We start from the raw sequence: 23,261 nt of genomic DNA on the forward strand, positions 1-23,261 counted from the left end.
GATGGCAATGATGTACACGCCGACCATTCCGCCGCCCGACCCGAACACGCGCACGCCGAAGTTCAAGCTGCCGAAGCTGTCCTGCGACGCGCATTGCCACATCTTCGGACCCGGCGCGAAATACCCTTACGCGCCGGACCGCTCCTACACGCCGCCGGATGCGCCGCTCGAGGATTTCCGCGCGCTGCATGCCAAGCTCGGCGTTGAGCGTGCCGTCATCGTCAATGCCAGTGTGCACGGCACCGACAACGCGGTGGCGCTCGATGCCATCGCGCAGAGTAACGGCGCCTATCGCGCGGTTGCCAATATCGACGACACCATCACCGAGCGCGGGCTTCACGTGCTGCACGAGGGCGGCTTCCGCGGCTGCCGCTTCAATTTCGTCCGCCATCTCGGCGGCGTTCCCGACAAAAGCGTGTTCAATCGGGTGGTCGCGATGGTCACGCCGCTCGGCTGGCACATCGACCTGCATTTCGACGCGATCGACCTGCCCGAATATGCCGACATGCTGGCGAAGCTGCCGCTCAGCTACACCATCGACCATATGGGACGGGTGAAGGCATCGGAAGGGCTCGATCAGCTGCCGTTCAAGATCCTGATCGAGCTGATGCAGCGCGACGAGAAGTGCTGGGTCAAGATCTGCGGCTCGGAGCGGGTGTCCTCCAGCGGTCCGCCGTTCACCGACGCCGTGCCGTTCGCGCGAAAGATCGTCGAGACCGCGCCCGACCGTGTCATCTGGGGCACCGATTGGCCGCATCCCAATGTCAAGGCGATGCCGAATGACGGGGATCTCGTCGATTTGATCCCGCTGTTCGCGCCGGAGCCGGAGTATCAGCAGAAGATCCTCGTCGACAATCCGGCGCGCCTGTTCGGGTTCGACCAATGACGGCGCTAGCGATCGACAAGCCGCGCGGCCGCGCCTGGTGGAAGGAGCTCTGGATCCAGGTGCTCATCGCCATGGCGGCCGGCATTGCGCTAGGGATCGTCAATCCCGAGGCGGGCGCCAAGATGCAGCCGCTTGGGGACGCCTTCATCAAGGCGATCCGCATGCTGATCGCGCCGATCATCTTCTGCACCGTCGTCCATGGCGTCGCGCATATGGCCGACATGGCCCGTGTCGGGCGCGTCGCCGTCAAGGCGATCGTCTATTTCGAGGTCATGACCACGATCGCGCTGATCATCGGCCTCGTGGCGGTCAACCTGCTCAAGCCCGGCGTCGGCATGAACATCGATCCCGCCAGCATCAATGCCAGCGCGATCGAGCCCTATGTCAAGCAGACCGCCGTGATCGGCTTCGTGCCGTTCCTGATCAACATCGTGCCGGCGACCTTCATCGGCGCCTTTGCCGAGGGCAACATCCTCCAGGTTCTGTTCATCTCGGTGCTATCAGGCTTTGCGCTGGTGCAACTCGGCGAGCGGGCCGCGCCGCTGGTCAATCTGATCGACATCGCTGCCAAGATGGTGTTCGCCGTCGTCGGTTTCGTAATGTGGGCGGCCCCGATCGGTGCGTTCGGCGCCATTGCCTTTACGGTCGGCAAGTTCGGCGTCGGCTCGCTGGCATCCCTCGGCAAGCTGCTGGGCGGCTTTTATTTCACCTGCGCGATCTTCATCATCGTGGCGCTCGGCCCCGTTGCGCGTCTCTGCGGCTTCTCGCTCCTCAAGCTGATCCGCTACATCTGGGAAGAGTTGCTGATCTGCATCGCCACGACATCATCCGAGACGGTGCTGCCGCGGATGCTGACCAAGCTTGAGACGGCCGGCTGCGAGAAGAGCGTGGTCGGGCTCGTGATCCCGACCGGCTATTCCTTCAATCTCGACGGCACCTGCCTCTATCTCGCCGCCGCCTCGATGTTCCTGGCGCAGGCGACCAACACGCCGCTCGGGCTCGCCGAGCAGATCGAGCTGCTCTTGATCCTGCTCGTGACCTCCAAGGGCGCGGCGGGAATCGCGGGCGCCGCCTTTGTCGTGCTGGCGGCGACCCTGTCGGCTACCGGCAGCATTCCCGTGACGAGCGTCGCGCTGGTGCTCGGCATCCATCGCCTGATGTCGCAGGGGCTGACGCCGACCAATTTGATCGGGAACGCAGTCGCGACCATCGCGATTGCCAAATGGGAAGGCGCGCTCGATGGCGAACGCCTGAAGCGCGTGCTCAACGGTGAGGAACCCGCTGCCGCTGCTTGATGAACTGATGACGCTTACGAACAAAAGAGGGGAGTTTGTCCCATGAAAACAGGTCTCGTGATCACCGCCCATCCGGGCGATTTCGTCTGGCGCGCCGGTGGCGCCATCGCGCTGCATGCGAAGAAGGGCTTTCGCATGAAGATCGTCTGCATGTCCTTTGGCGAGCGCGGTGAGAGCCAGTTCGCCTGGAAGGAAAAAGGCGCGACGCTGGAGTCGGTCAAGGCGGGCCGCAAGGATGAGGCGGAGCGGGCCGCAAAGCTGCTCGGCGCCGAGATCGAGTTCTTCGATTGCGGCGACTATCCGCTGAAGCTCAACGAAGCGCATTTCGACCGCATGGTCGACATCTACCGCGAACTCAATCCCAGTTTCGTGCTGACGCACGCGTTGGAAGACCCCTATAATTTCGACCATCCGAACGCGGCGCATTTTGCGCAGGAAACCCGCGTGGTCGCGCAGGCCATGGGCCACAAGCCCGGCGCGCAGTACCAATACTCCGCGCCGCCGGTGTTCCTGTTCGAGCCGCACCAGCCGGAGCAGTGCAATTACAAACCGGACCTGCTCCTCAAGATCGACGAGGTCTGGAAGGAGAAGTACGAGGCATTCCAGATCCTCGCCGCGCAAAAACATCTCTGGGGCTATTACGAGCGCGTCGCGCTTAACCGCGGCATCCAGGGCAGCCGCAACACCGGTGTGCCGATGACCTATGGCGAGGCCTATCAGCGCCTGTTTCCGACGGTTGCGGAGGTGCTGGCATGAAGCCGGTCGTCGTTCGCAACATCAAGCGTGCCGATCCCGCAGGGATGGCGGAGTATGGCGTCTCGACCGTGCACGAGGCTTACGGCCGCGTCGGGCTGATGAAGCCTTATCTGCGGCCGGTGTGGCCGGGCGCTTCGATTGCCGGTCCCGCGGTCACCGTGCTGGCGCAGCCCGGCGACAATTGGATGATCCATGTCGCGGTCGAGCAGTGCAAAACGGGCGACATCCTCGTCGTCGGCTGCACCACGGACAACACCGACGGCATGTTCGGCGAGCTGCTCGCGACGTCGCTTCAGGCACGCGGCGTGCAGGGGCTGATCATCGATGCCGGTTGCCGCGACGTCAAAGCGCTGCACGAGATGAATTTTCCGGTGTGGTCGCGCGCGGTTTCGGCCAAGGGGACGGTGAAAGCGACGCTCGGCTCGGTCAACGTCCCCGTAGTCTGCGCCGGCGTCAACGTCGATCCTGGCGACATCATCGTGGCCGATGACGACGGCGTCGTCGCGGTGCCGAAGCGCTATGCGGCCGAGGTCGCCGAGAAGGCGAAGAAGCGCAATGCGGACGAGGGCGGCAAGCGCACGCGGCTCGGCTCGGGCGAACTCGGGCTCGATATGTACAGCATGCGCGAGGCCTTGGCGAAGGCGGGGCTCGTCTATGTCGACAATCCCGAGGACGTCTAAAGCGAAGAGAAGCGGAGTGCGCTGATGGATCGTCTCAAGCTGAAGGCCGTGCTGGGCAGTCATCTCCATGTCCGGTCGGTGAAGAGCGGCGAGCTCCGCTCCGACCGTTTCGATCTCGATTTCTTCGATTACACGCCGACCAACACCGCATTCAAGCCGATGGTGCGCGAGCAGGCTTTTGACGTCTGCGAGATGGCAATCGTCACCTATCTGATGGCGAAGGCGCATTGCAAGCCGCTGGTGCTGCTGCCGGCCACCATGCTCGGTCGCTTCCAGCATTCCTACGCGCTCTATAATCCTGCGCATGGAACGCTCGGCCCGTCCGATCTCGAAGGCAAGCGCGTCGGCATCCGCTCGTTCACGACCACGACCGGCGCCTGGATCAGGGGCATCCTCGCCAACGATTGCGGCGTCAATCTCGACAACATCCGCTGGGTGACCTTCGAGGATCCGCACGTCGCCGAATATGTCGACACCACCGAGCGCGCACCGAAGGACAAGAAGATCCTGCAGATGCTGCTCGACGGTGAGCTCGACGCCGTCCTCGGCGAGGCCTCGAATGATCCCAAGCTGAAGACGCTGTTCCCCGATCCGGCCGCGGAAGCCGCCAAATGGTACGCGCGTCGCGGCGTCGTGCCAGTCAACCATCTCGTGGTCGTGACCGAGCAGCTCGCGAAATCGCACCCTGATGTGGTCGCGGGCGTCTATGATCTCCTCAAGCAGAACAAGGAACAGATCGGCGCGGCGGCAACACCTGATCTCGTGCCATTCGGGTTCGAGGCGAACAGAAAGCCGCTGCAGCTGATCGTCGACTACGCGTTCCAGCAGTCGCTGATCCCGCGCCGATATGCGGTCGAGGATCTGTTCGACGAGACGACGCGAGGACTGAACTGATGGCGGGTGATCCCAAACGATGGCAGATCGGGCTGGTCGGCTATGGCGAGGTCGGCAGGATTCTGGCCGAGGATCTGCGCCAGCAGGACATCAAGGTCTCAGCCTATGACATCAAGCTCGGGGACGAGCAGGGCACGACCCTGAAAGCGCATGCGGCGAAATTCGGTGTCGGGCTGGCCGCTTCTCACGCTGAGCTGACCGCGAAATCCGATTTCCTCATCTCTGCCGTCACGGCGAGCCAGGCCGTGCCCGTGGCGCAAGCCTGCGTCGCCGCGATCAATCAGGGCACCTGGTTTCTCGATTTCAATTCGGCGTCTCCCGGCGCCAAGCAGCGTGCCGCGGCGCTGATCGACGGCGCGGACGGGCGGTATGTCGAGGGTGCCGTGATGACCTCGGTGCCGCCATATCGCATCAAGGTGCCGCTGCTGCTCGGCGGTCCCGGCGCCAGGGAGCTGGAGCCGCTTTTGAACGCGATCGGTTTTGCGGCCAAGGTTGCGAGCGACAAGCTCGGTGTTTCCTCGGCGGTCAAGATGTGCCGCAGCATCATGATCAAGGGCCTTGAGGCCATGGTGATCGAAAGCTTCACCACCGCACGCGCCTATGGCGTCGAGGATGCGGTGCTGGCTTCACTGGCGGAAACCTTCCCCACGATCAATTGGGAAAAGCAGGGCGCTTATTTCTTCCAGCGCGTGATCGAGCATGGCCGCCGCCGCGCCGAGGAAGTGCGCGAGGTCGCAGAGACCGTGCGCGAGGCGGGGCTGACGCCGTGGTCCGCGCAGGGCACCGCCGAGCGTCAGGGCTGGGTCGCCGATCTCGCCGACGAAGGGGTGTTCGGACCTAAGGGAACGAAGGAATTCGCCCGCAGCGCCGACTGGCGCAGCGAAGCGGACAAAATCCTGGCGAAGATCAATCGCGAGAAATAAAGCGGTTGCTGCTCAGGATTTTGCCGTGCGACAGCCGGTGAACTCGTCGCGGGCGCGTTCGATCAGCGCCATCAGGTTCTCGGCCTTGCGGGCCAGCCGATCGGTCGCGACTTCAGTGCGGAATTCTGCGCGGATCGACCGAATGCACTTGTCGGCGATATCGAGCGTGAGGAGCGTGCGCGTCAGGTCATCCTGGGTCCGGACGCCGGCCAGATCGAGGTCCGACAGGACATGCCCGATGCCGTCGAGCCGCTTCACCGCAGCCTCGCTGGGCGTTCTCGCTCGAATGGTGTGAGTGTCGATACTGCTGAATGCGCTGAACATGTCGATGCTTCCCCGTTGAATGCAGACATCAGTGCTGGTCCTGCAATGACCGGCGCCGCGGGATTTGCAATGCGGGCAGCTATCGGGAATCAGCAAGAATCTGCTATCCGGGAATCTACCGGATTCGGAATTTTGGAACGATCGGCGGTAACATCGAACGGAAGTTGTGGTCGATCAGCCGCGCTTCAATGCAGATATGCATTGAGAGCGGATCAGGAACCGGGGCGGAACACAGTGGGCCGCTGCCGCGCAAACGTTTGCCGGCCGTCCTTGAAGCCCATCACGATATCCGGCAACTCCGCGATGGCGAAGCGGCTGTCTTGCGTGTCGAGCACGACGAGATCGGCGGGGTTTCCGACCTTGATGCCGTAATCCGCGAGGTTCATCAGCCGCGCCGGCAGCTCGGTCACGAGATCGAGGCAGGCGTCGAAGTCGTTGACCGAGGCATGCGCGACATTGGCGTAGAAATTCGCCATTCGCAGTAGTGAGGCATCGCCGAACGGCGTGAAGGGATTGAGCACGTTGTTGGTCGCGATCGAGCACAGCACGCCTTCGCGGGCGAGCTTGTGGGCGAGTGTCAGCCCGCGCGGCGCGTTGTGGGTCGCTTCGCGCCCCATCAGATAGAGATCGGTTGCCGGCAGCACGGTGACGGCAACGCCGGCTTGCGCCAGTTGCGCTGTGGCGGCCTTCAGCCGCTCCGGTGGCAGTGCGGAGAGTTTCGTCGCATGGCCGATCGCCACGCGTCCCCCGTAGTTGCGCCGCTCGGTCTGCCGGCAGACCTCGTCGAGATGCCACCAGGAGGGATCGAGATCGAAATCGAGATGGAGATCGACGTCGACGTCGAACGCTTCGGCAAGATCGAAGATGCGTGCGAGATGCGCGTTCGGGTCGGTGTCCGTGTAGGGGCAGCCACCGATCACCTCGCCGCCGTCGCGGAGCGCCTGGATCAGCAGCCCTTCGCTGCCGGGATCGTTGGTGAGGCCTTCCTGCGGAAACACACAGAGCGACAGGTCGATTGCCCAGGCATAGTCGCGCTTGAGCGACTTGACCGCCTCGAAGCCGCGCAAGCCGATGCGCGGATCAATCTCGACATGGGTTCGCATGCGCGTCGTGCCGTGCACGATGGCGCGTTCCAGCACCCTGGCGCCGCGTGCATAAACGTCCTCGACCGTGAAGTCCTTCTTCATCCCGGCAACGGCGCGGATCGCTTCCGAGACGCTGCCGTGACTATGATCGCAGCGGCCGAGCAGGCAGGCCTTGTCGAGATGGATGTGGCTGTCGACGAAGCCCGGCAGGGCGAGGCGCCCGGCGACATCGACCTCGACGGCCTCGCAGGCGAGTGTCGGTTCGATGGCGGTGATGCGGCCGCGCGTGACGCCGATGTCCACGGGGCTGGCAGCACCGCGCAACACGGCGTTGCGAAAAATCAGGTCAAATGCTGATTGCGTGGTCATGGCTTCTTGCGGAAGGAATTTAGGGCAATCGGCCGGGATCGGCGGCTCCGGATTGTCGGCAGTGTAGCGAGGGAAATGTTCAAAATATATGCAGGTGTTCCCGGGGAGCGGGGTTAGTATTGCGCAACCCCGGGAGAATGAGCGATGTCCGTTGCCGCAAGAGCTGAAGCCGGTCCGTTGTCCGATGCGGCAATCGTGGAAGCCTATCTCACGGCATCCATGATCCCCGATCCGGATGCCGCGGCGGCCTACATGGCGCCGGGCACGGTGATCACCTTTACCGGCGGGCGCGAGTTCGATCATCCGCGCGGCCCGACCTCCTTCAACGCCAAGCGTTACCGCTGGGTCAGGAAGAAGATGGACCGGTTCGACGTCTGCCCCGGCGACGGCGAGACCGTGGTCTACAGCGTCGGCACGCTCTACGGCGAATGGAAGGATGGGACCCCGTTCGAGGGCAACCGCTACGTCGACCGCTTCGTGGTGCGGAATGGCCAGATCACCAAGATGGACGTCTGGAACGACAGCGCCGAGCGCATCCTGATCCAGCGCGGCATCGACGCGTAGAGCCGTCCCGGCGCTCGAGCCGACCCGATTGACGGAGACAAACGGCCGCTGGCGGCTGGCGCGTGCCTGCGCTATCAACCTTGCGATTGCTGCGCCCGGCATGGACGCGCAAGTTTCTTTAGGAGCCCCCGATGCGTTTACCCACCGTTGTCCTGGCCCTCACATGCCTTGCGACTGCCGCCTCAGCCGAAGACCTCACGGGCACGCTCCAGAAGGTCAAGGAGACCAGGAAGATCACGTTGGGTTATCAGGAGGCCTCGGTCCCGTTCAGCTATCTGGACGGAAACCAGAAGCCGGTCGGCTTCGCCATGGACATCTGCCTCAAGATCGTCGACGCCGTGAAGAAGCAGCTCGGCATGCCCGATATCGCGGTCGACACTCTCGCCGTGACGTCGTCGAACCGGATTCCGCTGATGGTCAACGGCACGCTCGATCTGCATTGCTCGGCGACCACCAACAACGCCGATCGCCAGAAGCAGGTCGCCTTCACCAATACGCACTTCCTCAGCGCGACGCGATTTGCGGCCAAGAAAGCCGCGAAGATCAACACCATCGACGATCTCAAGGGCAAGGCGGTGACGGCAGTGGCCGGCTCGGTCAATTTGACGCAGCTCGCCAAGGTCAACACCGAGCACAATCTCGGCATCAATGTGATGCCGGCCAAGGACCAGGCCGAGGCCTTCCTGTTGCTGGAAACCGACCGCGCGCAGGCCTACGCGCTCGACGACGTGCAGCTCGCAGTCGCGATCGCGCGCTCGAAGGAGCCGCAGCTGTTCATGATCAGCGAGGAGACGTTCTCGAAGCCGGAGCCTTACGGGATCATGCTGCGGCGGGATGACGCGCCGTTCAAGGCGCTCGCCGACCGCGCGACTGCGGAGCTGTACGCGAGCCCGGAGATCGAGGTCCTCTACAAGAAGTGGCTGCAATCGCCGACGCCGCCGAGCGGCCTCAACTACAACGTCCCGATGTCACCGGCCCTGCGCAGCTCCTTCAAGAAGCCGAGCTCCAGTTTTGATCCTGATGTGTATGCGGTGAACTGAGGCGAGGGGCGCTAGCGCGTCCGCGGCGTGTCGAGGAGTTGGCCGGCCAGCGCCACGCCGATTGCCGCGATCGCAGCCATTGCCAACGCCCACGAGACGAAGAGCCGATGGCCGATCAGCGCGCCGCTAATTAGTGGGGCGCTGATATTGGCGCCTGACATCAGCGACTGATTGAGGCCCATGATCATGCCCTGACGGTTGATCGCCGTGCTGCGCGACAATTCCGCCGTCAGCGTACGATGAGCAGGCCGAGCATGCGCCAGGCGTAGCGAATGCCGGCCAGTTCCGTCCGTCGCGGAACCCGGTCCCATCTGGGTTGTCCTCGTTCGCTTTTGGGTGATCTGTTGCAATATGCGCGGCTATATAGTTGCAGGCTAATAGTTCGCGTCCTATCTAATTTGCATGGCTCCTTCGCAGGCTCATATCCACGCCGAAATCGGCCGGCTCGTCACGCGCCTTGGCCGGATCTGGCGGCGCGAGTCGGATCAGGCGTTGTCCGATCACGGCCTGTCCTATGCGACGGCTATCCCGCTGCTGGTGTTGTCGCGCCAGGGCGCGAACGTCCGGCAGGGTGTGCTCGCCGACGAGCTCGGTATCGAGGGGCCATCGCTGGTCCGTCTGATCGACCTGCTCCAGGCCGAGGGTCTGGTTGAACGCCGAGAAGACCCGACCGACCGCCGTGCCAAAACGCTACATCTGACCAAAGCCGGCGATGCCAAGGTCGAGGAGACCAACCGCATTCTGCGGCGCGTTCGAGCCAGCCTCCTCAGGGATGTCGGGCCCGAGGAACTTGCGATAACCTTCGAGACTCTTCAGCGCATCGAGCAGCGGGCCAGTCGCCTGCAGGAAGCCAAGGCACTTCCAAAGACGTTTCCAGAGGCGAAATAGTCATGCGCGCAGACGAGCCGTTCCTGGTCCGCCACGCGGACCTCATTTTCGCGTTGAAGACGTTTGCCGCGTCGATCCTGGCGCTCGTCATCGCGCTGGCGATGGACTTGCCGCGGCCCTACTGGGCGATGGCCACCGTCTACATCACCTCGCAGCCGCTGGCGGGTGCGACCAGCTCGAAGGCATTCTTCCGGGTGATGGGCACGCTGGTCGGCGCGATCATGACGGTGGCGTTGGTGCCGAACCTGATCAATGCGCCCGAGCTTCTGTGCCTTGCGATCGCGCTCTGGGTCGGGCTCTGCCTTTATCTGTCGCTGCTCGACGGCACGCCGCGCAGCTATGTCTTCATGCTGGCCGGCTACACGGTCGCGCTGATCGGCTTTCCCGCTGTGTCCGAGCCCGGCGCCATCTTTGACACGGCGGTATCTCGGGTCGAAGAGATTTCGCTCGGCATCATCTGCGCCAGCCTCGTCTCCACCATCATCTTCCCCCGCAGCGTTGCACCTGCGGTTGCGAGCCGTGTCGATCTCTGGCTGTCTGATGCGCGCCGTCTCAGCCAGACCGTGCTGTTGCGCGAGGGCACCAGCGAATCCCGCCGCCCCAGGCGCCTCAAGCTCGCAACCGACATCGTCGAGATCGACACGCTCTCCACCCACCTTGCCTATGACCGGCTGACCGATCGCAATGCGGTGAGTGGCCTCGGTGAAATCCGCTTGCGCATGCTGATGCTGTTGCCGGTGATCGCCTCGCTCGAGGATCGGCTGGCCGCGTTAGGTGAGGAGGCACTGCGCCGGCAGCCGGAGCTGAAGCGGCTGCTGCAGGATCTGGCGCAATGGATCACGAGCGACCTCAGCGCACGGCAGCCGGCCGAGCGGATCCGCGCCGTCATCGCGGAGCGGCAGGCGGTGCTCGATGACAAGGCGTCCTGGGAGCGGATCATCACCACGAGCCTGCTGTCGCGGCTGCGCGACCTGGTCGACCTATCACGCGACTGCCGTGCGTTGACCGAGGCGATTGCCGAAGGCAGCAATGTTTCAACCCTCGATTTGGCCTTTCATTCCGAGGCCGGCGCCGCGCCCGTGCGTCATCGCGACCGCGGCCTTGCTTTGTGGTCGGCGGCCGGTGCGGCCACGGCCATCCTGATCTGCTGCGCGTTCTGGATCGGGACCGGCTGGCCCGACGGTGCGTCGGCGCCGATGATGGCTGCGGTCGCGTGTTCCTTCTTCGCCGCGCAGGACGAGCCCGCACGCTTCATCCGTAGCTTCGGCCTGTGGTCGCTGGTCGCCATTGTGGTCGTCGCGGTCTATTTGTTCGCGCTGGTGCCTGCGATTTCTCATATTGAGGTGCTTGTCGCCGCGCTCGCGCCGACCTTCTTGCTCTACGGCTTCCTGATTGCGCGGCCGGCGACGGCCGGCACCGGCACGGCGCTCGCGGCCAACACGTCGACGCTGCTGGCGCTGCAATCGACCTACAGCGCGGATTTCGGGTCTTACGCCAATTCGGCGGTCGCGTTCTTCGTCGGCGTGGCCATCGCCGAACTCGTGACGCGCATCGCACGTGGGGTGGGCGCCGAGTGGATCGCCAATCGCCTGGTGCTGTCGAACTGGATGACGCTTGCGGTCGCTGCCGAGCGCCGCGGCAAGCGCGACCGGGCGGAGTTTGCCGGCCTCATGCTGCACCGGCTCGGGTTGTTGGTGCAACGCATCGCTTTTCTCTCGGAGAGCGATCGCCGCGATACCGACAGCCTCGTTCAGCTTCGCATCGGAATCAACATCATCGACCTGCGACGCGCTCGCTATGGCCTCGCGGCATCGACCATTTCCGTCATCGACGACATGCTCGACCAGCTCGCCATCGCCTGCCGCAAATATGCGGGCGATGGAATGCCGGTCGAACTCCTGACCAGCGTCGATCGGGCGCTGGCCCGGGCGTTGAAGGATCCCAACGAAACAGCGCGCGAGGATGCCCTGATCGGCCTCGTCGGCATCCGCCGCGGCCTGTTTCCGGACGCACCGGCCTATCGGCCGCGCGCAGGCGAGAGTGTTGCGGCATGAGATATCAGATCGACATTTACGGCGTGCTCGTGCCGGCGCTGCTGTTGTGGATCATCGTCGCCTATGCATTGAGCGCCGTGCTTCGCCGGCTCATGCAGCGCTTCGACCTTTATCGGCTGGTCTGGCACCGCGCGCTGTTCGATTTCGCGATCTTCGTCTGCCTTCTCGGCGTCGTCGTCTATCTCTCGGAGTTTTTGCCATGAAGGGGAATTTTGCCTGGCTCGGTCGCCTTGCACTCACCGCGCTTGCCATCGTCGCGGCGCTCGCTGTCGGCCGTGAGCTCTGGGTCTATTATATGGAGCAGCCGTGGACCCGCGACGGCCGCGTGCGCGCTGATGTGGTGCAGGTCGCGCCCGATGTGTCGGGTTTCGTGACCGAAGTGCTGGTGAAGGACAACCAGAAGGTTCATCGCGGCGACGTGTTGTTCCGGATCGACCGTGAACGTTTTGCGCTGGCGTTGCGGCAAGCCGATGCGTCGGTGGCTGGTCATCAGGCGACGCTCGACCAGGCCAATGCCGATCTGAAGCGCTACAACGCGCTGACGACCGACGCCGTGTCGCAGCAGAAGCAGGAGCAGGTGCTGGCCACCCAGCTCCAGGCCAAGGCGGCGTTCGATGCGGCCGTCGCCGACCGCGCGGTCGCCCAGCTCAACCTCGATCGCAGCGAAGTCCACGCCTCCGTGAATGGCGTGATCACCAACATGGATTTGCGTCCCGGCGCTTACGTGACGGCCGGGAAAGGCGTGATGGCACTCGTCGACACCGACACGCTGCATGTGGAAGGCTACTTCGAGGAGACAAAACTTGCGCGCATTCGTATCGGCGACAAGGTCCAGGTCCGGCTGATGGGCGAGAAGATCATGCTGCCAGGCCGTGTCGAGAGCATCGCCGCCGGCATCGAGGACCGCGACCGCGCCGAGGGGGCAAGCCTGCTTGCGAACGTCAACCCGACCTTCAGCTGGGTCCGCCTCGCCCAGCGCGTGCCGGTACGCATCGCGCTGGATCCGGTGCCTGAGAATATGTCGCTGGTCGCGGGACGCTCGGCGACGGTGGAGGTGCTGAACTAGGCGCGATTGCCATCGCTCGATTCAAGCGTTCGAATATTTCTTCAGTTCGAACCGTGCGATCTGATTGCGATGGACCTCGTCGGGGCCGTCGGCGAGGCGCAGCAAGCGCGCGGTCGCATAGGCCTGCGTCAATCCAAAATCGTTCGACGTGCCGCCGCCGCCGTGCGCCTGGATCGCCCAGTCGATGATCTGGCAGGCCATGTTCGGCACGGCGACCTTGATCATCGCGATCTCGGCTTTCGCCACCTTGTTGCCGACGATGTCCATCGCATAGGCGGCGTTGAGCGTTAGCAGCCGGGCCTGCTCGATCATGATGCGGGCTTCTGCGATGCGCTCCTGCGTCACTGTCTGCTCGGAAACCGGCTTGCCGAAGGCGACGCGACTGCGCACCCGGCGGCACATCTTTTCCAGCGTGCGTTCGGAGAGCCCGATCAGCCGCATGCAATGGTGGATGCGGCCGGGTCCGAGGCGTCCCTGCGCGATCTCGAAACCGCGGCCCTCGCCGAGCAGGATGTTTTCCTTTGGGACCCGCACATTGGTGAAGACGACCTCGGAGGCACGGTCGGGCACGCCGTAGAAGCCGAACACGGGCAGGGCACGCTTGATCTCGACGCCTGATGTCTCCATCGGCACCAGGATCATGGATTGCTGCTTGTGGCGGTCTGCATTGTCAGGATCGGTCTTGCCCATGAAGATGCAGATCTTGCAGCGCGGGTCGGTCGCGTTGGTCGTGTACCATTTGCGGCCGTTGATGACGTAATGGTCGCCGTCGCGGACGATCGAACTCTCGATGTTGGTCGCATCGGATGAGGCGACCGCAGGCTCGGTCATGGCGAAGCAGGAGCGGATTTCGCCTGCGAGCAGCGGCTTCAGCCAGCGCTCCTTGTCCTTCTCCGTGCCGTAGCGCTCCAGCACCTCCATGGTGCCGGTGTCGGGCGCCGAACAGTTGAACACTTCGGGCGCGAGATGCGAGCGGCCCATGACCTCGCAGAGCGGGGCATATTCGAGATTGGTCAGGCCCGCGCCGTGACTGGATTCAGGCAGGAACAGGTTCCAGAGACCTTCGGCGCGCGCCAGCGGCTTCAGCTCCTCGACAACCGGATAGACCTTCCACGGCCCGAGTTCTTCCGCCTCGCGATAGAAGCGTTCCTCGTTCGGATAGATGTGCCGGTCCATGAAATTTTCGAGCTTGCGCTTGAGCTCGCCGACTTTGGGCGACATCGGGTAGAGCATCTTTCGTCTCCTTGATCGATAGACAAGCCGGTTGCGCGATCGGGCGGTCGGCTCAGGCGACGCGGTACTCTCTGAATTTCTCGCGCAGCGCTGATTTGAGTACCTTGCCGGTGCCGGTCATCGGGAATTCGTCCATGAACTCGACGGCGTCAGGCATCCACCAGCTCGCGATCTTCGGACGCATGTGATCGAGCAAAGTCTTGCCGTCAACGTTCGCGCCCTTCTTGCGGACCACGAGGAGCAGGGGCCGCTCCTGCCATTTCTGGTGGTTGATCGCGACCACGGCGGCTTGCAACACATCGGGGTGAGACAAGGCGACGTCCTCGAGCTGGATCGAGGAGATCCACTCGCCGCCGGACTTGATCACGTCCTTGGAGCGGTCGGTGAGCGTGACGTGGCCTTGCGGGTCGATCACGGCCATGTCGCCGGTGATCAGCCAGCCGTCGCGGTCGAGGCCTTCGTCGAGCTTCATGTAGCCGGAGGCAACCCACGGCCCCCGCGCGCGCAGATGGCCGACGCTCTTGCCGTCGCGCGGCAACTCGACACCGCCGTCATCGACGATGCGCAGCGCGGTGCCGAAGCAGGCGCGACCCGACACCTGGCGGCGGTCAAATTTCTCCTTGTCGCCGAGATGCTCGGAGCCCGGCCGCAGGCCCGGCATCGAGCAGCCCAGGGCCTCGGTCATGCCCCAGGCCTGGATGTAGTCGACGTCGTAGTCGCGCTTGAGCTTCTCGACCATGGCGCGCGGCGGCGCCGAGCCTGACGACAGCGTTGCGCGCAATGTCGAGAATCTGTTGCCGGTGCGTCTGAGCCAGTCGAGCAGGATCAGCCAGAAGCTCGGCACGCCCGCCGACAGCGTCACCTTCTCGCCTTCGAGCAGCTCGTAGAGCTTGTCCGGCTCGTAATTGCGACCAGGCAGCACCAGTTTCGATCCGGTATAGGGCGCGGTGAACGGCATGTTCCAGCCGTTGCCGTGGAACAGCGGCGCCATCGGCATCATCACCTCGCGCACGCCTTCGACATGGCCCGGCAGGAAGTCGAAGCTGGAGCAGGTCATGGTCTGCAGGATCGCGGCGCGGTGCGAATAGATCACGCCCTTCGGATTGCCCGTCGTGCCCGAGGTGTAACAGATCGTGGATGCCGATTTTTCGTCGAACTCCGGCCAGGCGAAGCCGGCGTCGTTCTCTCGTCCCAGAAGCTCCTCGTAGCAATGGACGTTGGCAAGCTTGGTTTCCGGCATTCGCTCGCGCGCGGACATCACGACATAGGCTTCGATCGAGTCGAGCTGCGGCGCGATCGCCTCCACGATCGGCAGCGTAGCGCGGTCGATGAACAGCAGCCGGTCCTCGGCGTGATTGACGATGTAGACGAGCTGTTCGGGAAACAGCCGCGGGTTGACGGTGTGCAGCACATAGCCCATGCCCGGCGCGGCGTAGAACATCTCGAAGTGACGGTGCGTATTCCACGCCAGCGTGCCGACGCGGTCGCCGGCCTTCATGCCGAGCCGCTTCAAGGCCAGCGCCATGCGCTTGATGCGCGGATGGGCGTCCGCATAGGTGTAGCGATGGATGTCGCCCTCGATCTCGCGCGCGACGACCTCGGCCTCGCCGTGATAATCCGCGGCATACTGGATCAGGCCGCTGATCAGAAGCGGCATGTCCATCATCAATCCCTGCATCGTTCCTCCGGACCGCCATGTCGTTGCATGGCGTACGCTTGTGATGTGCGCTCGAGGTTAGCGGAACGCCACGCGACGTTCACGCAAAAAGCGACGGACATGATTGCATGCGTCACTTTTTCGGGGCTAACTGACGCGAGCTGCCGGCGAAGCAACGTTCGCCGTGGAGGACATGGATGTCAGCGGAAAGACACAAGACCGGTGCAGCCGGCGAATCTACAATCGACATTGCCGCACTCCGTGCGCGCTATCGCGACGAGCGCGATCGCCGCCTGCGCACCGAGGGCAAGGCGCAATATGTCGAGGTGACCCGCGAGTTCGGGCGCTATCTCGACGATCCCTGGGCCGATTCCGGATTTGCGCGCGAGGCTGTCAGCGAAGAGACCGAGGTGCTCATCGTCGGCGGTGGCTTCGGCGGCCTGCTTTGCGGTGCGCGACTGCGCGCGGCCGGCATCGATGATTTCCGGATCGTTGAAAAGGCCGCCGATTTCGGCGGCACCTGGTACTGGAATCGTTACCCCGGTGCGGCCTGCGATACCGAGAGCTACATCTACCTGCCGCTGCTGGAAGAGACCGGCTACATGCCTGTGCGCAAACATGCGCGGGCTCCCGAGATCTACGAACATTCGCGCCGCATCGGCCGTCACTTCGGTCTCTATGGGCGGGCGCTGTTTCAGACTGTCATCGCGCGCATGGAATGGCAGGAGCAGGAGGGACGCTGGCTGGTCGAGACCGATCGCGGTGATCGCATCCGCGCGCGCTTCGTCATCCTTGCCGGCGGCCCCCTGAGCCGTCCGAAGCTGCCTGGCATTCCGGGTATAGAAAGCTTCAGGGGACACAGCTTTCACACCAGCCGCTGGGACTATGGCTACACCGGAGGCACGGCCGAAGGTGGTCTGACCGGTCTTGGCGACAGACGCGTCGGCATCATCGGCACCGGCGCCACCGCCGTGCAATGCGTGCCGCATCTCGGCCGCTCCGCCAAAGAGCTCTACGTCTTCCAGCGTACGCCGTCTGCGATCGGGGTGCGCGACGACCGTCCGACGGAGCAGAGCTGGGCGCAGGGGCTCAAGCCTGGCTGGCAGCGCGAGCGCATGGACAATTTCACCGCGGTGATCTCCGGCGAGCCGTTCGAACAGGATCTGGTGCAGGACGGCTGGACCGGCCTGCTCGGCGAGATATTGCTGGCGCCGCGCCGGCAGAAGCAGCCGGTGACCTCGATCGAGGAGGCGCTCAAGGTCATCGAGCAGGCCGACTATCGCAAGATGGAAGAGATCCGGGCACGCGTCGATGCGATCGTCAAGGACGAGGCGACTGCTTCGGCGTTAAAGCCCTGGTACAAGGCGTTCTGCAAGCGGCCGTGCTTCCACGACGAATATCTCGACACCTTCAATCATCCCAACGTGCATCTCGTCGACACCAGGGGGCAGGGCGTCGAGCGCATCACCGAGAATGGCGTCGTGGTCGACGGCAAGGCCTATGAGCTCGACTGCCTGGTCTATGCCAGCGGCTTCGAGGTCGGCACCGACTACGCCCGCCGCATGGGCTTTGAAGTGTATGGACGCGACGGTGTGAGCCTGTCCGCGCGCTGGCGCGACGGCGTCAAGACGCTGCACGGCTTCTACAGCCGCGGCTTCCCGAACTGCTTCCAGATCGTCACGGTGCAGGCCGGCCAGAGCGCCAACTTCCCGCACATCATCGACGAGCAGTCGCAGCACATCGCCTATGTGATCGCCGAGGCGCGCAAGCGCAAAGCCCGGACGCTGGAGCCGACGCTGGACGCCGAGAATGCCTGGGTCGACGAGGTCGTCAAAGCTGCGCTCGGCCGCCAGGCCTATCTCGCGGAGTGCACGCCCGGTTATTACAACAATGAAGGCGTGTTCGATCCGATCGCCGCGAGAAACAGCCAGTATTGGCGCGGGCCGGTGGCGTTCTTGCGGCTACTCGACAAGTGGCGCAAGGAGGGCAGTTTGGCAGGGTTGGAATTGACCCAAGGAATTGCCGGAGAGGCGGACCGCTCCACGGTTCCGGCTCGAACGGCATGATCCCGGCACCATCTGGCGCGACGCGGCTCTATGTCATTGTCGGCGATCCCATTGCGCAGGTGCGCTCGCCCGCAGGCGTCAGCGCCGCCTTCGCCGCAGGGGAGCACGACGGCATTCTCGTGCCGGTTCAGGTCGCACCAGCGGATTTGTCCGATTTCCTCTCCGTGGCAACGCGGCTGAAAAATCTCGACGGCATCGTCGTGACCATCCCGCACAAATTTTCCTGCTACCAGGCCTGCGCGAGTGCGACGGAGCGCGCACATTTCCTGCACACCGTAAACCTGATGCGGCGGCGCGCCGACGGTTCTTGGCACGGCGACATGGTGGACGTCTCGGCTTCGTCGGAGCGGCGCGGGCGAAGGGGATCGATCCGAAGGGGATGCGGGCACTTCTCGTCGGTGCCGGCGGCGCGGGGTCGGCGATTGCACTTGCGCTGGTCGAGTCCGGCGTGAGCGAACTCGCAATTCATGACAGCGCAACTGAGCGCCGCGACGCGTTGATCGGCCGGCTCAACGGGCTCGGCAAGGCGTCTGTGCGGGTCGGCACCGCGGATCCCGCGGGCTTCGACTTCATCGCCAATGCGACACCGGCCGGGATGACGGACGGCGACCCGCTGCCGGTCGATGTCACGCGGCTTGCGCCGTCGGCCTATTGCGGCTGCGTGATCACCAAGCCGGAAGTTTCGCCCTTCATCGCGGCGGCCCGAGAGCTTGGCGGCGTGACAGGAACCGGCACGGACATGTACGAGCAGCACCAGAGCATCATCGTGGATTTCCTGCTCGGTCACAACGGCCAGGGGTAGGCGGTCACCCGGGTGTCAAAGGGCCTTGCCGGCACCGGTTGCCCCTTCTAGGGCTTGACGATCAGGGCCGACGTAGGATCATGCGTCCGCGCGAGCCGGGTCGCGCAGCGTAAGTGAGAGGAACGAGGAATGATCAAGGGCAGGACCGTTGCAAAGGCGGTGATCGGTGCTACCGCGCTGCTTCTCTCGCTGGCGCCTGTGGCCGAGGCCGCGCAATGCGGCAGTTCGTCGGCGGGTTTTGAGGCCTGGAAGCGCGAGTTCAGCGCGGAGGCGCAAGGCAAGGGTGTCGGCCAGACCGCGCTCTCGGCCTTGATGCAGACCAATTACGCCAGTGCCACCATCGCGGCCGACCGCGGCCAGCGCAGTTTCTCGCTGACGCTCGACCAGTTCCTCGCCAAGCGCGGCGCCACCACCATCGTTGCCAAGGGGCGCCAGCTCAAGCAATCGCAAGCCGCCTTGTTCGCCTCGATCCAGCAGCGCTATGGCGTCCCGCCGGGCCCGCTGATCGCGATTTGGGGCATGGAGACCGGCTTCGGCAGCCAGCGCGGCAACCAGAACATGCTCTCCTCGATCGCGACGCTCGCCTATGACTGCCGCCGTCCCGAATTCTTCACCGACCAGCTCTATTCGGCGCTGAAGCTGATCGATCGCGGCACGCTGTCCGGGGCAACCCGCGGCTCGATGCACGGCGAAGTCGGCCAGACCCAGTTCATGCCCAAGAATATCCTGGCCTATGGCACCGGCAATCTCGAAGTTGCCGCCAATGCGCTGAACTCGACGGCAAATTTTCTCAAGGCGCACGGCTGGCGCGCAGGAGCCGGTTACCAGCCGGGTGAGGCGAATTTCGGCGCCATCGAGGCCTGGAATGCTGCCGGCGTCTATCAGAAGGCGATCGCCCTGATGGGACGGCAGATCGACGAGGGAGGAGGAGCAGCCGCCGCGCGTTGAGCAGCTCAGCAAGCCGTGATGCGCCAGCACGAGAAAGTTGTTGCCATCAGGAACCGACAGCACGACGTTTGCTTTGATCAGTTCGGGGCTGGGCATGAGGAGACTCAACATGGCGACCCAGATCGTGATGGACCAGACTGGCGACACGCGCCACGAGTTTGATCCTGGCAATGCCGAAGCGTTGGCGCGAGCCGAACGGCGCTTTCGGGAGCTGACCGGAGCAGGCTTCACGGCCGCGCTGCGAACCGGACCCGGCGAAGTCACCCGGATCCGATCGTTCGACCCGGCCGTGCAGGAGACGCTGTTCTATCCCCGCCTGGTCGGCGGTTGATTTGAGCTGCTCATGATCGCGGCAGTCTGGCTCCGCGGGCCGGCGCGTGCGCGTCTGCATGCCCTACGCGAACTCTATCGGCGTTTCTTCGGCGAGAACACGCCGGATGCCCGCGGCCGCCGGCTTATGGCCGAATGGCTGTCACCGGCGCAGCGCGCTCAGTTCGAGCAATACCGGTATTTCGATGTCGTCGGCTGCGATACCGGTAAGACCTATCGCATCCATTATGGCACGGCCGCCAATGTCCATGAGATCGACGAGGCCGGAATTGCGACGATGGGGTGGTGCTTCATCCCGTCGGGCTTCCTCGTCCCCGGGGACGTGATGCTCGCACAGAAGATCGCGCTCGAGACGGACGAGAGGGGCGCATTGGCGCTCGCCAACAGGTTTCCGCCGGCAACGCATTCGGAGCACTTTTACCGCCGGCCGTTCTAGCGCCGGGAAGGCGAACCGCTCAGTAATGCGTCGTGCGATAGGCATCCAGCGCGTGCGCGGCAAAAACGCCGGCGCTGCAAAGGGCGAGCAGGGCCGAGATCAGCTCGATCATAGCTCGTCCTCCTGCGGCGGCAGGGCGACGAGGTGCTGACAGCAGGAATAATCCCAGATCAGGTCGAGTAAGAATTGCATGGCGGCCGTCCCTGTATGATTTTGACCATTAAATAACCGGCTATCTGTTTCAGGCGTGTTTCGTCGTATCGGGAAACGGGTTTCGTGGGCCCCCCTTGGCTGGTTTGTGCGTTTCGGAGCCGCTACATCCCGCTCTTCCTCAATCCTGTTAGCCGCGGAAGCGGCGCATCACATTGCGAGGCGAAATCATGGCGCGGGTCGAGTGGTTCGACGATCTCACCATCGGAATGCAGTTCAAATCCCCTGAATTTCACGTCACCGAGGCCGACATCAAGCGTTTCGCGGCTGAGTTCGATCCGCAGCCGATGCACCTCGACCACGAGGCCGCCAAGGAGACCCTGTTCAAGGGCCTCGCCGCCTCGGGATGGCACACCGCCGCGATTGCCATGAACCTCGCGATCCAGACCCGCCCCTTCGGCCTGCATCCGCTGATCGGAGCGGGCGTCGACGGGCTGCGCTGGACCATCCCGGTGCGCCCCGATGACCGCCTGCATCTGGTCGGCGAGGTCATGAGCCTGACGCCGTCGAAATCCAAGCCGCAGGGCATCGCGCTGGTGAAATGGACGATGTTCAACCAGAACGGCGAGGAAGTTTACACCTTTACCCCGATCGCGATCGTGCCGCGTCGGGAGTAGGGCACGGGCCGCACTCTACACAGGCGCCTGAACCCCTTGCGAGCCGTCGGCAGAGGTGGTCATCTTGGCCCGGGAACAGGCTGGAGGCTGACATGAAACGATTCCTTCTCGCCGCCGGGGTGCTGGCCGGCGCCTTGAGCGCGGTCGCTTTGACCGCAAGACCGGTGCAGGCGCAACAATCCAAGGTCGGCGACTGGAACATCGAAAAGCGTACGCAGGACGCGCATTGCAATGCGAGCCGCGGCTACAAGGACAAGGAAGACGAGAATCGCGATTACGTCATCGTGATCACCTATTCCGAGAAGGCCATCGTGATGGTGATGATCTACGACGGCTGGGAGTGGGACAAGGTTGGCGAGATACTCCGTGCCGACGTCGGCACCGATGACGCCGATATCATGAAGAAGGCGAAGTGGGAGGTCATGGACAAGACCACCGTGCGCGGCATCTTCGAATACGATCAGTCGATGATGGACCGGCTCTCGAAGGCGAAGCGCCTCTCGGTCGATTTTGAGGACGATGACGACGACAGCATCGAGATGCAGATCCCGCGGGCCGGCGAAGCGCTGGCGGCGCTGAAATTCTGCGAGGAGAATCGGAAGTAATTGCCGGAGCCGGCACGATCGGCCGCGACAAAATCTTGCGGTGCGCGCCGGCGCGTGACTCATCGCACACAGTCCGCCGGCTGTTCGCATTTATCCTAGTCTTTGGCGAAAACGTCCAAGCCGCATCCTGCGGTTGACGTTACGCAAGGACGATGTTCGATATTCCAGCATTTTGTTGCAATGTTTTCCCATCGTCGAAGGCGGCGATTGACCGGCCCGTCTCCTCCGTCAGTTCCCGGTTCTCGCTCTCTCGCGCGCGCGCAGGCAACACGCAGATTGCGTCGTCCGGCCGATGACGATCCTCCAGGCAAATCGGTTCTCGTCTCTGCTCGGCGAGATCTACGACGCGGCAGTCGAGCCCGCGCTGCGCAGCGGGGCGCTGGAACAGGTCTCCCGTTACGTTGGCGGGTGTGCCGCGACCATCCTCTCCAGGGATTCAGCCAGGCTCTCGATCGAGATTCATCAGCATTTTGGGACCGAATCCCGCTTCCGTCAGCTTTATCGCGACCGATATGTCGAGCTCGACCCCCTGATTGATCGTCATCTCACGCTCGCGGCCGAGCAGACGATCGGCGTGACCGACGTCATGCCGCATGCGGATTTTATGGCAACGAGCTTCTATCGCGAGTGGGTGGAGCCGCAAGGAGCGATAGACCTTGCAACGGTGGCGCTCGAGAAGTCGGCCGCGCGCACCACGATCCTGCAGGTGTTGGGCCACCGGTCCCGCGGAACGGTCGACGAGCCGATGCGGGAGCGCATGCGGCTGCTTGCCCCGCACCTTCAGCGTTCCAGAATCATGGGCCGGCAGATCAGGGCGCGCTCGCATACCGTAGACGACCTTGCCGATGTCCTCGACGGGTTGAGCACGGCGGTTTGCCTGCTCGACGCAGACGGACGGGTCATGCATTCCAACGCAGCATGCCGCCGGCTGTTCGCCGATGCCAATCTGCTGGCACTCGTCGGCGACCGGATCGTGGCCCGCAACACCCAGGCCGACAAAATATTCCGCAGCCTGTGCGAAATCGATGCAGACAGCGAAATTCTTTCCGCTGCTCGCCGACAGATCGAGCTTGCGACGTCGGTCGATGGACAGCACTATCTGCTCCAAGCTTTTCCCCTGAAGCGGGATCGCAGTCTATCGCGAGATGTTGCCGCCACGGCGCTCTTCGTTCAAAAGGCCTCGACGACGCCATGGCTCGCAGCCGATGCGATCGCAGTGGCCTTCAGGCTGACGCCGTCCGAACTGCGCGTGCTGATGGCCATCGTCGAGATTGGCGGAGTTCCCGACATTGCGGCAAAGCTCGGCATCGCCGAGACGACGGTGAAGACACATCTCGGCCGCCTGTTCGAAAAGACAGGCGCAGGCAGGCAGGCTGATCTGGTCAAGATCGCAGCCGGCTTTGCCGTTCCGTTCGCGCGGCGAACGAACGGCGGTGAAGACGCCGTGTGATCCATTTCACACGCTTCGTTGTTACGCGCAGCGATCTCAATCCATTGTGATGAGTCAGGCTCGCGGGTCCTCCGAATACAGGA

24 protein-coding genes and 1 pseudogene are annotated in these 23,261 nt (G+C 63.7%); 20 read left to right on the forward strand and 5 right to left on the reverse strand.

The genetic code is table 11. The features are described 5' to 3' along the window. Position 1 precedes the first annotated feature (1 nt). The 6 genes from IVA74_RS16210 to IVA74_RS16235 are packed head-to-tail and all read left to right on the forward strand — an operon-like array spanning position 2 to position 5,434. On the forward strand, positions 2-886 hold the full coding sequence (locus IVA74_RS16210; protein WP_247346773.1) for an amidohydrolase family protein: 885 nt from the start codon (positions 2-4) through the stop codon (positions 884-886). Continuing rightward, complete coding sequence (gene dctA, locus IVA74_RS16215) at positions 883-2,181, forward strand: C4-dicarboxylate transporter DctA (protein ID WP_247345616.1); 1,299 nt, start codon at positions 883-885, stop codon at positions 2,179-2,181. The genes IVA74_RS16210 and dctA overlap by 4 nt, the downstream gene beginning before the upstream one ends. Positions 2,182-2,223: 42 nt before the next feature. After that, a complete protein-coding gene (locus IVA74_RS16220) occupies positions 2,224-2,937 on the forward strand; it encodes a PIG-L deacetylase family protein (protein WP_247345618.1) in 714 nt (237 codons plus the stop codon). Further along, positions 2,934-3,617 (forward strand): 4-carboxy-4-hydroxy-2-oxoadipate aldolase/oxaloacetate decarboxylase, encoded by a 684-nt coding sequence (locus IVA74_RS16225; protein WP_247345621.1) that lies wholly within the window; start codon positions 2,934-2,936, stop codon positions 3,615-3,617. Before IVA74_RS16220 ends, IVA74_RS16225 begins: the two co-directional genes overlap by 4 nt. 24 nt (positions 3,618-3,641) lie before the next feature. Then, positions 3,642-4,511: a hypothetical protein gene (locus tag IVA74_RS16230; protein ID WP_247345624.1), complete on the forward strand. Its 870-nt coding sequence runs from the start codon at positions 3,642-3,644 to the stop codon at positions 4,509-4,511. After that, entirely contained in the window at positions 4,511-5,434 is a 924-nt protein-coding gene (locus IVA74_RS16235) for a DUF1932 domain-containing protein (protein WP_247345627.1), read from the forward strand. Before IVA74_RS16230 ends, IVA74_RS16235 begins: the two co-directional genes overlap by 1 nt. A gap of 12 nt (positions 5,435-5,446) precedes the next feature. Here the strand turns inward: IVA74_RS16235 and IVA74_RS16240 are convergent, their stop codons facing one another. Both IVA74_RS16240 and IVA74_RS16245 read right to left on the reverse strand, forming a co-directional pair. Next, entirely contained in the window at positions 5,447-5,758 is a 312-nt protein-coding gene (locus IVA74_RS16240) for a hypothetical protein (protein WP_247346774.1), read from the reverse strand. A 212-nt stretch (positions 5,759-5,970) separates the two neighbouring features. Beyond that, a complete protein-coding gene (locus IVA74_RS16245) occupies positions 5,971-7,212 on the reverse strand; it encodes an amidohydrolase family protein (RefSeq protein ID WP_247345630.1) in 1,242 nt (413 codons plus the stop codon). Between the two features lie 144 nt (positions 7,213-7,356). Between IVA74_RS16245 and IVA74_RS16250 the strand changes: the two genes are divergently transcribed. Together IVA74_RS16250 and IVA74_RS16255 are read left to right on the forward strand one after the other, a co-directional pair. Next, the gene (locus IVA74_RS16250) at positions 7,357-7,776 is read left to right on the forward strand and encodes a nuclear transport factor 2 family protein (protein WP_247345633.1); all 420 of its coding nucleotides are present in this window, start codon (positions 7,357-7,359) and stop codon (positions 7,774-7,776) included. 131 nt (positions 7,777-7,907) lie between these two features. Further along, complete coding sequence (locus IVA74_RS16255) at positions 7,908-8,816, forward strand: amino acid ABC transporter substrate-binding protein (protein ID WP_247345636.1); 909 nt, start codon at positions 7,908-7,910, stop codon at positions 8,814-8,816. Positions 8,817-8,827: 11 nt separating this feature from the next. On the opposite strand, the gene IVA74_RS16260 is transcribed toward IVA74_RS16255, so the two are convergent. Continuing rightward, positions 8,828-9,127 (reverse strand): hypothetical protein, encoded by a 300-nt coding sequence (locus IVA74_RS16260; RefSeq protein ID WP_247345639.1) that lies wholly within the window; start codon positions 9,125-9,127, stop codon positions 8,828-8,830. Between the two features lie 91 nt (positions 9,128-9,218). On the opposite strand from IVA74_RS16260, the gene IVA74_RS16265 reads away from it, so the two are divergent. The 4 genes from IVA74_RS16265 to IVA74_RS16280 are packed head-to-tail and all read left to right on the forward strand — an operon-like array spanning position 9,219 to position 12,824. Continuing rightward, on the forward strand, positions 9,219-9,704 hold the full coding sequence (locus IVA74_RS16265) for a MarR family transcriptional regulator (protein ID WP_247345643.1): 486 nt from the start codon (positions 9,219-9,221) through the stop codon (positions 9,702-9,704). A gap of 2 nt (positions 9,705-9,706) precedes the next feature. Beyond that, positions 9,707-11,758 carry an FUSC family protein gene (locus IVA74_RS16270; RefSeq protein WP_247345645.1) on the forward strand — a complete coding sequence of 684 codons (2,052 nt, stop codon included), beginning with the start codon at positions 9,707-9,709 and terminating at the stop codon, positions 11,756-11,758. Next, entirely contained in the window at positions 11,755-11,961 is a 207-nt protein-coding gene (locus tag IVA74_RS16275; RefSeq protein ID WP_247345648.1) for a DUF1656 domain-containing protein, read from the forward strand. The genes IVA74_RS16270 and IVA74_RS16275 overlap by 4 nt, the downstream gene beginning before the upstream one ends. Further along, positions 11,958-12,824, forward strand: coding sequence for an HlyD family secretion protein (locus IVA74_RS16280; protein ID WP_247345653.1), 867 nt, complete (start codon positions 11,958-11,960; stop codon positions 12,822-12,824). Before IVA74_RS16275 ends, IVA74_RS16280 begins: the two co-directional genes overlap by 4 nt. A gap of 21 nt (positions 12,825-12,845) precedes the next feature. On the opposite strand, the gene IVA74_RS16285 is transcribed toward IVA74_RS16280, so the two are convergent. Further along, a complete protein-coding gene (locus IVA74_RS16285; RefSeq protein ID WP_247345656.1) occupies positions 12,846-14,057 on the reverse strand; it encodes an acyl-CoA dehydrogenase family protein in 1,212 nt (403 codons plus the stop codon). A 52-nt stretch (positions 14,058-14,109) separates the two neighbouring features. Then, positions 14,110-15,735, reverse strand: a complete 1,626-nt coding sequence (locus tag IVA74_RS16290) for a long-chain fatty acid--CoA ligase (protein ID WP_247345659.1) — start codon at positions 15,733-15,735, stop codon at positions 14,110-14,112. Positions 15,736-15,911: 176 nt separating this feature from the next. On the opposite strand from IVA74_RS16290, the gene IVA74_RS16295 reads away from it, so the two are divergent. The 8 genes and pseudogenes from IVA74_RS16295 to IVA74_RS16330 all read left to right on the forward strand — a co-directional run bounded on the left by IVA74_RS16295 (position 15,912) and on the right by IVA74_RS16330 (position 23,178). Then, a complete protein-coding gene (locus IVA74_RS16295) occupies positions 15,912-17,780 on the forward strand; it encodes an NAD(P)/FAD-dependent oxidoreductase (protein ID WP_247345661.1) in 1,869 nt (622 codons plus the stop codon). Continuing rightward, positions 17,777-18,582, forward strand: a pseudogene (locus tag IVA74_RS16300) (shikimate dehydrogenase). Before IVA74_RS16295 ends, IVA74_RS16300 begins: the two are co-directional and overlap by 4 nt. Before the next feature lie 129 nt (positions 18,583-18,711). After that, the gene (locus IVA74_RS16305) at positions 18,712-19,530 is read left to right on the forward strand and encodes a lytic murein transglycosylase (RefSeq protein WP_247345664.1); all 819 of its coding nucleotides are present in this window, start codon (positions 18,712-18,714) and stop codon (positions 19,528-19,530) included. 109 nt (positions 19,531-19,639) lie between these two features. After that, positions 19,640-19,861, forward strand: a complete 222-nt coding sequence (locus tag IVA74_RS16310) for a hypothetical protein (protein ID WP_247345667.1) — start codon at positions 19,640-19,642, stop codon at positions 19,859-19,861. 12 nt (positions 19,862-19,873) lie between these two features. After that, entirely contained in the window at positions 19,874-20,296 is a 423-nt protein-coding gene (locus IVA74_RS16315; protein WP_247345670.1) for a hypothetical protein, read from the forward strand. A 380-nt stretch (positions 20,297-20,676) separates the two neighbouring features. Beyond that, entirely contained in the window at positions 20,677-21,123 is a 447-nt protein-coding gene (locus IVA74_RS16320; RefSeq protein WP_247345672.1) for a MaoC family dehydratase, read from the forward strand. Between the two features lie 92 nt (positions 21,124-21,215). Then, a complete protein-coding gene (locus IVA74_RS16325) occupies positions 21,216-21,728 on the forward strand; it encodes a hypothetical protein (RefSeq protein WP_247345677.1) in 513 nt (170 codons plus the stop codon). Positions 21,729-22,020: 292 nt separating this feature from the next. After that, complete coding sequence (locus tag IVA74_RS16330; protein ID WP_247345680.1) at positions 22,021-23,178, forward strand: LuxR C-terminal-related transcriptional regulator; 1,158 nt, start codon at positions 22,021-22,023, stop codon at positions 23,176-23,178. Positions 23,179-23,261: the final 83 nt, after the last annotated feature.

Source organism: Bradyrhizobium sp. 132 (genome assembly GCF_023074185.1).
GTDB lineage: Bacteria > Pseudomonadota > Alphaproteobacteria > Rhizobiales > Xanthobacteraceae > Bradyrhizobium.

Bases quoted from the DNA above. Each gene is read 5' to 3' on its own strand.
- IVA74_RS16210 (WP_247346773.1), top strand. From the start codon at position 2: ATGGCAATGATGTACACGCCGACCATTCCGCCGCCCGACCCGAACACG.
- IVA74_RS16310 (WP_247345667.1), top strand. From the start codon at position 19,640: ATGGCGACCCAGATCGTGATGGACCAGACTGGCGACACGCGCCACGAG.
- IVA74_RS16250 (WP_247345633.1), top strand. From the start codon at position 7,357: ATGTCCGTTGCCGCAAGAGCTGAAGCCGGTCCGTTGTCCGATGCGGCA.
- IVA74_RS16245 (WP_247345630.1), bottom strand. From the start codon at position 7,212: ATGACCACGCAATCAGCATTTGACCTGATTTTTCGCAACGCCGTGTTG.
- IVA74_RS16275 (WP_247345648.1), top strand. From the start codon at position 11,755: ATGAGATATCAGATCGACATTTACGGCGTGCTCGTGCCGGCGCTGCTG.
- IVA74_RS16260 (WP_247345639.1), bottom strand. From the start codon at position 9,127: ATGGGACCGGGTTCCGCGACGGACGGAACTGGCCGGCATTCGCTACGC.
- IVA74_RS16235 (WP_247345627.1), top strand. From the start codon at position 4,511: ATGGCGGGTGATCCCAAACGATGGCAGATCGGGCTGGTCGGCTATGGC.
- IVA74_RS16320 (WP_247345672.1), top strand. From the start codon at position 20,677: ATGGCGCGGGTCGAGTGGTTCGACGATCTCACCATCGGAATGCAGTTC.
- IVA74_RS16265 (WP_247345643.1), top strand. From the start codon at position 9,219: ATGGCTCCTTCGCAGGCTCATATCCACGCCGAAATCGGCCGGCTCGTC.
- IVA74_RS16270 (WP_247345645.1), top strand. From the start codon at position 9,707: ATGCGCGCAGACGAGCCGTTCCTGGTCCGCCACGCGGACCTCATTTTC.
- IVA74_RS16305 (WP_247345664.1), top strand. From the start codon at position 18,712: ATGATCAAGGGCAGGACCGTTGCAAAGGCGGTGATCGGTGCTACCGCG.
- IVA74_RS16220 (WP_247345618.1), top strand. From the start codon at position 2,224: ATGAAAACAGGTCTCGTGATCACCGCCCATCCGGGCGATTTCGTCTGG.
- IVA74_RS16225 (WP_247345621.1), top strand. From the start codon at position 2,934: ATGAAGCCGGTCGTCGTTCGCAACATCAAGCGTGCCGATCCCGCAGGG.
- IVA74_RS16295 (WP_247345661.1), top strand. From the start codon at position 15,912: ATGTCAGCGGAAAGACACAAGACCGGTGCAGCCGGCGAATCTACAATC.
- dctA (WP_247345616.1), top strand. From the start codon at position 883: ATGACGGCGCTAGCGATCGACAAGCCGCGCGGCCGCGCCTGGTGGAAG.
- IVA74_RS16330 (WP_247345680.1), top strand. From the start codon at position 22,021: ATGACGATCCTCCAGGCAAATCGGTTCTCGTCTCTGCTCGGCGAGATC.
- IVA74_RS16325 (WP_247345677.1), top strand. From the start codon at position 21,216: ATGAAACGATTCCTTCTCGCCGCCGGGGTGCTGGCCGGCGCCTTGAGC.
- IVA74_RS16240 (WP_247346774.1), bottom strand. From the start codon at position 5,758: ATGTTCAGCGCATTCAGCAGTATCGACACTCACACCATTCGAGCGAGA.
- IVA74_RS16280 (WP_247345653.1), top strand. From the start codon at position 11,958: ATGAAGGGGAATTTTGCCTGGCTCGGTCGCCTTGCACTCACCGCGCTT.
- IVA74_RS16230 (WP_247345624.1), top strand. From the start codon at position 3,642: ATGGATCGTCTCAAGCTGAAGGCCGTGCTGGGCAGTCATCTCCATGTC.
- IVA74_RS16315 (WP_247345670.1), top strand. From the start codon at position 19,874: ATGATCGCGGCAGTCTGGCTCCGCGGGCCGGCGCGTGCGCGTCTGCAT.
- IVA74_RS16285 (WP_247345656.1), bottom strand. From the start codon at position 14,057: ATGCTCTACCCGATGTCGCCCAAAGTCGGCGAGCTCAAGCGCAAGCTC.
- IVA74_RS16255 (WP_247345636.1), top strand. From the start codon at position 7,908: ATGCGTTTACCCACCGTTGTCCTGGCCCTCACATGCCTTGCGACTGCC.
- IVA74_RS16290 (WP_247345659.1), bottom strand. From the start codon at position 15,735: ATGCAGGGATTGATGATGGACATGCCGCTTCTGATCAGCGGCCTGATC.